Genomic DNA, 6,617 nt, shown 5'->3' with positions numbered 1-6,617 from the left:
TTGGCGCAACCGCGCTTGTCGCCGCAGCGGGCGACGGACGACAGTTCCGCAAGGCACGTGATCTGGCCGCGTGGCTGGGGCTGGTGCCTGCAGAGCACTCGACCGGGGGCAAACAGACACTTCTGGGCATCAGCAAACGCGGCAATCGCTATGTACGGCGCCTGATCATCCATGGCGCGCGGTCATGCTTCCTGCACTTGAACCGGGCGAACCATGCCCTCGGAAGCTGGCTCTCTGCCCTTGAAGCACGAACGCACCGCAACAAGGCCGTGGTCGCCTTGGCAAACAAGCTGACGCGCATCGTCTGGGCCGTGCTGACCAAACCAGGTAGCGTTTATCTGCAGTCGAAAGGGGCAGCCTTGAGCTGACCTCTTAACCGCAGAACCAATTGCAGGGGGCGTGATGACCAAACGGTTGATCGACCACGGGTAAGCCACACGTAAAAAAACGGGACACCATCCCGTGCCACTAATCTGGAACCCGAGGTGCGGATCTCATCAAGGCCTTGTCGCCAAAAGCGGCTGACTGATCAGAGGCCGGATACATTTACGCAAGCCGGTGTGTCACCCACGAAAACCTTGCAATAGCGGGGCGGACCATACATTTTTTCCCAGGAGGTCCTTCAACGCGGCATTGTCGAGCATCGCATCGGCTAGCAGCCGCTTCAGACGGGCGTTCTCGTCCTCAAGCCCCTTCAGGCGCTTCGCCTCACTGACATCCATGCCACCATACTTGGCCTTCCATTTATAGACGGTCGCATCGCTGACGCCGTGCTTGCGGCACAGATCGGCGACTGAAACCCCGGCCTCATGCTCTTTCAGAATGCCGATGATCTGATCTTCGGTGAACCTGCTGCGCTTCATCTCTGGTCCTTTCAGTTGGGCCAGAGTCTACCTCAAACTGGATTAAGCCGAGGGGGCAACGTCACACGCAACCTGAAACTTCGCGACAACGCCCGAGAGACCAGCGACGTTCGAGCCATACACGCGCCTACGTTCGAATCCCCGCGGCGAACGTCCAACGTTGGCTTTGGATTGACTGGAGGCGAACTTTCCCGCCCGCACCGAAGGTCAGCTCCCCGCCCATCACTACGCAATCAGCTTCATGCGTCGCCGTCCCATCTGCTCTCCACCTTCCATGCGCAAAGATACCCGCTCAGGAACGGTTGCTGTTTTGGCGGCGCTGCGACAAGTTAGACTGACGATGCAGATCGTGTCATCTGCTGCAAGGTGACGCTGATGAACGACAAACCAAAACCACTTCGTATCTCAGCTGATGGGCTCCGACCCAAGTACCGCTGGCGCCTTGACGACTACGGCGCCGCTGGGGCTCTCACGGCAGACCAAAGGCACACCTTATGCGAACGGTTCGGTTTTTCCGCCGATCAGGCAGGTGAACTGTCGCTGAAGCTCGGCTTCGTTCTGGACAGGGCTTCGGAGGGAGCCACGGTTCCGGTTGATCGACAAAAAGCTGCGGAGAAAGCGCGAGCAGCCATGGTTGCCGGCCTCAGTGCCTTGATGGACGCAGCTACGATCCTGACTGCTGCGATTGAACGGCTCGATCCGCTCGACACGTCGACTTCGACCGACCCTCTGTGGGCACAGCGGTTCAGTGAACTTCACACTGATTGGGATCGCGTTATTCTCGACATCGAGGATCTCCACCGGCGTCTCGGCTTCATCGCGGACCAAGAGGACGTGGCCTTTGATCTCAGCGCTGTAGACCTTCGCAAGGTGCCGGATGTTCGGCGCGAGCAGGTTCTTGAGGTTTTCTTCACATTCTGGGAAGGGATTGGGCATCCGCTTGGCATTTCGTTCAATCCTGCAACGAACGAGAGAGGTGGCAAGCTGCTCGACTTTGCGCAATTGACGACCTCCTTCCTTCTCGACCCCGTTGCGTCCGACACTGCGGATGACGCGGACGAGTGGGAAGTGCCTCTTGAGGACCGTCCCGAACCCATGGACGTGCCGACCGGGCTGCCGCCGGTGATCTCAAAAAACACGATCGCTGCCGACCTGCAAAGGTTTAAGAAAGCAAGGCAATCCCGCTGATTTATTGATCGGGGTCGCGAAGGTCCGATTGATACCATTTTGGCAAGGTTAGTTTCCGTCCGCAGTGTCACAGCATGACACGCGAGCCCTCCTTTCCCCTTCAGGACCTGTCAGTGGACGCGCAGCGCGCCCGTGCTGACGAGGTCGTGCTGCGACTTGTCGGCCTGTTGGCGCGCCAGGTGGTGCGGGATGAGCTGTCGGGCGCTGTGTCGAACCCAGACACGGAGAGCCATCATGACCAAACCGACGAAGCCTAGTAACCGCCTCGAGACGCTCCTGACGGTTCAGGAGGTCGCGGACCTCGACGGGGTAAGCGAGAAGACGGTTCGGCGCGCGATTGCGACGGGCGCGCTGGATGTGCTGCGGATCGGGCCGGGTGGTCGCTTGATCCGCATCGAGCCGGCGGCGCACCGCGCCTATCGCAACCGGTCCCGCGAGTGAGGCATCACGGGCTTATTTGTCTATTCAAGTCATATTCTTGAGCGCATTCGGGAAGACAGGCAGCGGCAAAATTGCGGAGTTTACATGTTAGTGTATACCCGAATCGTCCTCCCTGACCGCTGCTGTCCACCCGAGACCAACTGTGACCACGAGGAACCTGACCCGATGACCCCGATCACGAAGCTAGACCCAGATCGCGCCTTCATCCAGCCGGACACGCCGACCTTTGCAGAGATTGTGGCGCGGATCTCTGCGGACGACAGCCTTTCGCCTATTCGGCGGCGCGACATGATCTCGGGCCTGCGCCGTGTCAGCAAGGCGCTTGGGCGTGATCCGGGCAATGTGCCAGCCGACAGCCGGTGGCTCCAGCCAAGGCTCGGCAAGATCGCACCGGCGGCACAGGGGCTGTCCAAGAAGGCTTGGCAGAATGCGCTCAGCGATGCGCGCTCTGCGCTCGTTCACTGCGGCATTGTCGAAGCTCGTCGGCGGGCAGCACATATCAACGATCTCGACCCGCGCTGGCATCGGTTGTGGCGGATGGTGCTCGATGCGAACGACAAGACGCTGGCCCCTGCCCTGTGCCGCTTCGTGCATTTCCTTAATCGGCTGGGGGTCGCACCCGACGAGGTCGGGCAAGAACATCACTTGGGCTTTCTCGAAGCGCTGAGGGTCAACGAGATTTCCAAATCGCCCGAGACGGCGCACCGGGCGGCGGTGAACGGTTGGAACCTCGCGGTCAAGCGCTTGCCGGAGTGGCCGCGCCAAACCCTGACGGTGGAGGATCGTCGGAAGATTGTCCGCCTGCCTCGCGAGACCTATCCGCCAGGATTTGGCGCGGATCTCGATCGGTTTCTGAACAATCTGGCTGCGCCAGACCCGTTTTCGGTCGAAGGGCCGATGACGCCGCGCAGCCCGGCCACGATCAACCAGTACCGCGCGATGATTGAACGTTTCGCCGGCTATACCGTGGCGGCTGGCATCGATCCCGACAGCATGTCCAGCCTTGCAAAGCTGACCGAACCTGAGATCGTCAAGACGGGCCTGCGGCACATGATGGCGCAGAACGAGGGCAAAAGCTCGATCGGCATCGATGAGACTGCGGCACTGCTTGCTTTGGTCGCACGCCGCCATGTCAGGCACCCTGCCCCTGTACAGGCTGAGTTGGACCACATCGCTTCCCGCGTGGCGGTGCCGCGCAACAAGGGGCTGACGCAAAAGAACCGGGAGCGTCTGAGCGTGCTGCGCAATCCGGCCGTCCAGCGGAAGTTGCTCAACCTTCCCGCCGCCCTTATGCGGCGCAGCCAAACCTGCGACCAGCCCTACAAAGCCGCCTTGATGCGGGAAGACGCCGTAGCGCTTGCCATTTTGTTCTTCTGCCCGATCCGGCGGAAGAACCTTGTGACGCTGGACCTCGGTCAGCACCTGCATCGGCCGGGGGATGGACGTGTGTTTCTCCGGTTCGAGGACGCGGAGGTCAAGAATGGCCAGTGCATCGAGTTCGAACTGCCCGGCGAGGTCGCGAGCATGATTGACCGCCACGTGGCCAAGCGCAGCCCGACCCTGTGCCCGCCAGGCACGCCGTGGCTTTTCCCGCGGCGCGATGGAACGGGCCCAATGGATCTGTCGACAATGGGCTCCCGCCTGACCAAGCGATTGCGCGACGAGATCGGCATCGACATGAACCTGCACCTGTTCCGGCATTTTGGCGCGATGCTGTACCTCGAGGCGCACCCCGGCCAGTACGAGGTGGTCCGCAGGCTGCTCGGACACAAGGAACTGAGCCAGACCCTGAACGCCTATGTCGGGTTCGAGGCCGGCACCGCTACACGCCTCTTCGCCGAGACTGTCACGGCAGCACGGACGTGAAGATATCGGGCATCCTTCCGTTTGACCAGTGGCCGGTGCGCGACCGCACCATGTGGGCGCACCTGACAACGGCGCGCGATATCTTCGATGATGCAGGCGCCCTGTCGCATCTGAGCGAGCGGTCGCTCAGGCATTTTCGGGCGACCTACGGCCAATGGCTGTGCTGGCTGCAAAGCCATGATGGCGCTGTACTGGACCTGCCGCCGACCCGCCGCGCAACGCCAGACCGGCTGAAGCTTTGGCTCCAGTCGCTGGCGCATACGCGACTGATCACGCAGCGCAACTGCATCACGGTGATCCTGCGCATCTTGCAAGCGGCAGAGCCCAAGGCCGACTGGACGCTGCAGAACAGGCTCAGGACCCATCTGCACCGTGTCGCGGGCACGGACGGCTCTGACCGCAAGCGGGGCCGCATCCTGTCGAGTAGGGTCTTGCTTGATACCGGCATGCGGGAAGCGACCGAAACAGCTGAGGCAGCCACAACAGAACTTTCGACGATGAAGGCGCGGCGCGACGGTGCGCTCATCGCCTTTCTCGCGCTGCTGCCGATCAGGCGGCGGGCGCTGGCGGGGCTGGAACTGGGAGTGTCCCTCCTCCGCGCTGGCGACTGGTTGCACGTCGCACTGCCGCCCGAGCTGACGAAGACCGGACAGCCTTGGGACGCGCAGGTACCAGATGCGCTGACGCCCCTGATGTTGACCTATCTCGACCATGTGCGCCCGTGGTTTCTCGCGCGGGGCGGCATGCAAACCGATATCGTCTGGGTGATGGATAACGGGCGGCCCTTTGATCCGAACTATCTTGGCACGAAGATCCGCAAGATCACGCAGCGCTTGACCGGTGTGCCGATATCACCGCACCTATTTCGCGATGCTGGTGCTACAACGCTGGTTCGCGATGCACCTGGCAGCGCGCGCCTCGTCCGCGGTCTTCTGGGGCATTCAGATTTCAGGACGGCAGAACGGCACTACATCCACGCGACAGGCATCGACGCAGGGCGCAGCCATGCCGCGGTGGTGCAAAACTTGCAGAAGGGACGATGACCGTGCGAGCAGCGATCTACGCCAGATATTCCAGCCAGATGCAGAGCGAAGCCTCGATCGAGGATCAGATGCGTCTGTGTCGCGAGCGTGCGGGCCGGGAAGGATGGCGCGTTGAGCGCGAGTTTGCAGATCACGCGATGTCAGGAGCATCGATGGTGCGCCCTGGCCTGCAGGACCTTCTCGAGGAAGCACGGCGCGGCGCGTTCGATGTGCTGGTGACAGAGGCTCTCGATCGCCTGAGCCGCGATCAGGCCGATGTCGCGGCGCTCTACAAGCAACTCGTTTTCGCCGGCGTGCGGATCATCACGCTGGCCGAAGGCGAGGTGAACGAACTGCACGTTGGCCTCAAGGGCACGATGAACCAACTCTTCTTGAAAGATCTGGCGAACAAGACACGGCGCGGTCTGCGGGGGCGCGTCGAACAGGGACGTTCAGGGGGCGGTCTGTGCTACGGCTATGACGTGGTACGCCGCCTCGGCCCCGACGGTGAACGCGTCACCGGTGAACGAACCATCAATGCCACCGAAGCGGAGGTCGTCAGGCGGATATTCAGGGCGTTTGCCGATGGGCAATCACCCAAGGCGATCGCAAGAGCCCTCAACGAGGATGGTGTGCCGGGCGTGCGCGGAGCGCTATGGCGCGACACGGCGATCCGAGGGCATGTCCTGCGCGGGACCGGGTTTCTGAACAACGAGCTCTACATCGGGCAACTTGTCTGGAACCGCATGCGTTATGTGAAGGACCCCCAGACAGGGCGGCGCGTGTCGCGCATGAACCCGCGGGAAGAATGGGTCTGTCACGCGGTGCCCGAACTGAGGATCATCGACGACGATCTCTGGGCGCGCGTGAAGGAACGACAAGGCGTGATCCGGGCGAGCGAGCGGGTTCAGATGATCCAGGCCAGCCGCTTCTGGGAGCATAGGCGGTCTGCCCACCTTTTGAGCGGGCTGCTCGTGTGCGGGTCTTGCGGCGGCAAGCTGGTGTCGGTTGGACGCGACTATGTCGCCTGCGGCGCGGCCCGGAAGCTTCAGACCTGCACGCAACGCAAATCGTGGCGGCGCGAGGTGCTGGAAGAGGCCGTGATCGACGTGCTGCGTCACCGTCTCATGGAACCCGATGCCTGAGCTACCCCCCGAAAATTGGACAGTGACGGAAGCTACGATCTGAGGTCTGCTGATCCCCAAGACGAGGAGATCAGAATATGTCGAAACGCAGG

Annotated in this window: 7 protein-coding genes and 1 pseudogene; 7 read left to right on the top strand and 1 reads right to left on the bottom strand. The window is 61.9% G+C overall.

Features of this window, described 5'->3' with window-relative positions; translation table 11 throughout:
* Positions 1 to 368 (top strand): transposase (locus C7455_RS19670; RefSeq protein ID WP_146200064.1); only part of this gene is annotated, 368 nt, incomplete at its 5' end.
* Between the two features lie 231 nt (positions 369 to 599).
* Here the strand turns inward: C7455_RS19670 and C7455_RS19665 are convergent.
* Positions 600 to 863 (bottom strand): annotated as a pseudogene (locus C7455_RS19665) (transposase); the annotation flags it as partial.
* A 375-nt stretch (positions 864 to 1,238) separates the two neighbouring features.
* Here C7455_RS19665 and C7455_RS19660 point away from each other — a divergent pair.
* From C7455_RS19660 to C7455_RS19635, 6 genes are all read left to right on the top strand, one after another.
* Positions 1,239 to 2,051 carry a hypothetical protein gene (locus tag C7455_RS19660; RefSeq protein WP_109671156.1) on the top strand — a complete coding sequence of 271 codons (813 nt, stop codon included), beginning with the start codon at positions 1,239 to 1,241 and terminating at the stop codon, positions 2,049 to 2,051.
* 74 nt (positions 2,052 to 2,125) lie between these two features.
* The gene (locus tag C7455_RS19655) at positions 2,126 to 2,308 is read left to right on the top strand and encodes a hypothetical protein (protein WP_109671154.1); all 183 of its coding nucleotides are present in this window, start codon (positions 2,126 to 2,128) and stop codon (positions 2,306 to 2,308) included.
* Positions 2,286 to 2,492 carry a helix-turn-helix domain-containing protein gene (locus tag C7455_RS19650; RefSeq protein WP_109671152.1) on the top strand — a complete coding sequence of 69 codons (207 nt, stop codon included), beginning with the start codon at positions 2,286 to 2,288 and terminating at the stop codon, positions 2,490 to 2,492. Before C7455_RS19655 ends, C7455_RS19650 begins: the two co-directional genes overlap by 23 nt.
* 165 nt (positions 2,493 to 2,657) lie before the next feature.
* Positions 2,658 to 4,358 carry a tyrosine-type recombinase/integrase gene (locus C7455_RS19645; protein WP_170119171.1) on the top strand — a complete coding sequence of 567 codons (1,701 nt, stop codon included), beginning with the start codon at positions 2,658 to 2,660 and terminating at the stop codon, positions 4,356 to 4,358.
* A 50-nt stretch (positions 4,359 to 4,408) separates the two neighbouring features.
* On the top strand, positions 4,409 to 5,401 hold the full coding sequence (locus C7455_RS19640; RefSeq protein ID WP_146200063.1) for a site-specific integrase: 993 nt from the start codon (positions 4,409 to 4,411) through the stop codon (positions 5,399 to 5,401).
* Complete coding sequence (locus tag C7455_RS19635; RefSeq protein ID WP_109671148.1) at positions 5,398 to 6,525, top strand: recombinase family protein; 1,128 nt, start codon at positions 5,398 to 5,400, stop codon at positions 6,523 to 6,525. Before C7455_RS19640 ends, C7455_RS19635 begins: the two co-directional genes overlap by 4 nt.
* Positions 6,526 to 6,617 lie beyond the last annotated feature (92 nt).

Source organism: Roseicyclus mahoneyensis (genome assembly GCF_003148775.1).
In the GTDB taxonomy this organism is placed as follows: Bacteria; Pseudomonadota; Alphaproteobacteria; order Rhodobacterales; family Rhodobacteraceae; genus Roseicyclus; species Roseicyclus mahoneyensis.
Note: the sequence above shows the minus strand (reverse complement) of the source record. Positions and strands in the feature narration are given on the sequence as shown.

What these genes read in the sequence shown, in the direction of transcription:
- C7455_RS19660 (WP_109671156.1), top strand. Translation starts at nt 1,239, where the DNA reads ATGAACGACAAACCAAAACCACTTCGTATCTCAGCTGATGGGCTCCGA.
- C7455_RS19655 (WP_109671154.1), top strand. Translation starts at nt 2,126, where the DNA reads ATGACACGCGAGCCCTCCTTTCCCCTTCAGGACCTGTCAGTGGACGCG.
- C7455_RS19650 (WP_109671152.1), top strand. Translation starts at nt 2,286, where the DNA reads ATGACCAAACCGACGAAGCCTAGTAACCGCCTCGAGACGCTCCTGACG.
- C7455_RS19645 (WP_170119171.1), top strand. Translation starts at nt 2,658, where the DNA reads ATGACCCCGATCACGAAGCTAGACCCAGATCGCGCCTTCATCCAGCCG.
- C7455_RS19640 (WP_146200063.1), top strand. Translation starts at nt 4,409, where the DNA reads ATGTGGGCGCACCTGACAACGGCGCGCGATATCTTCGATGATGCAGGC.
- C7455_RS19635 (WP_109671148.1), top strand. Translation starts at nt 5,398, where the DNA reads ATGACCGTGCGAGCAGCGATCTACGCCAGATATTCCAGCCAGATGCAG.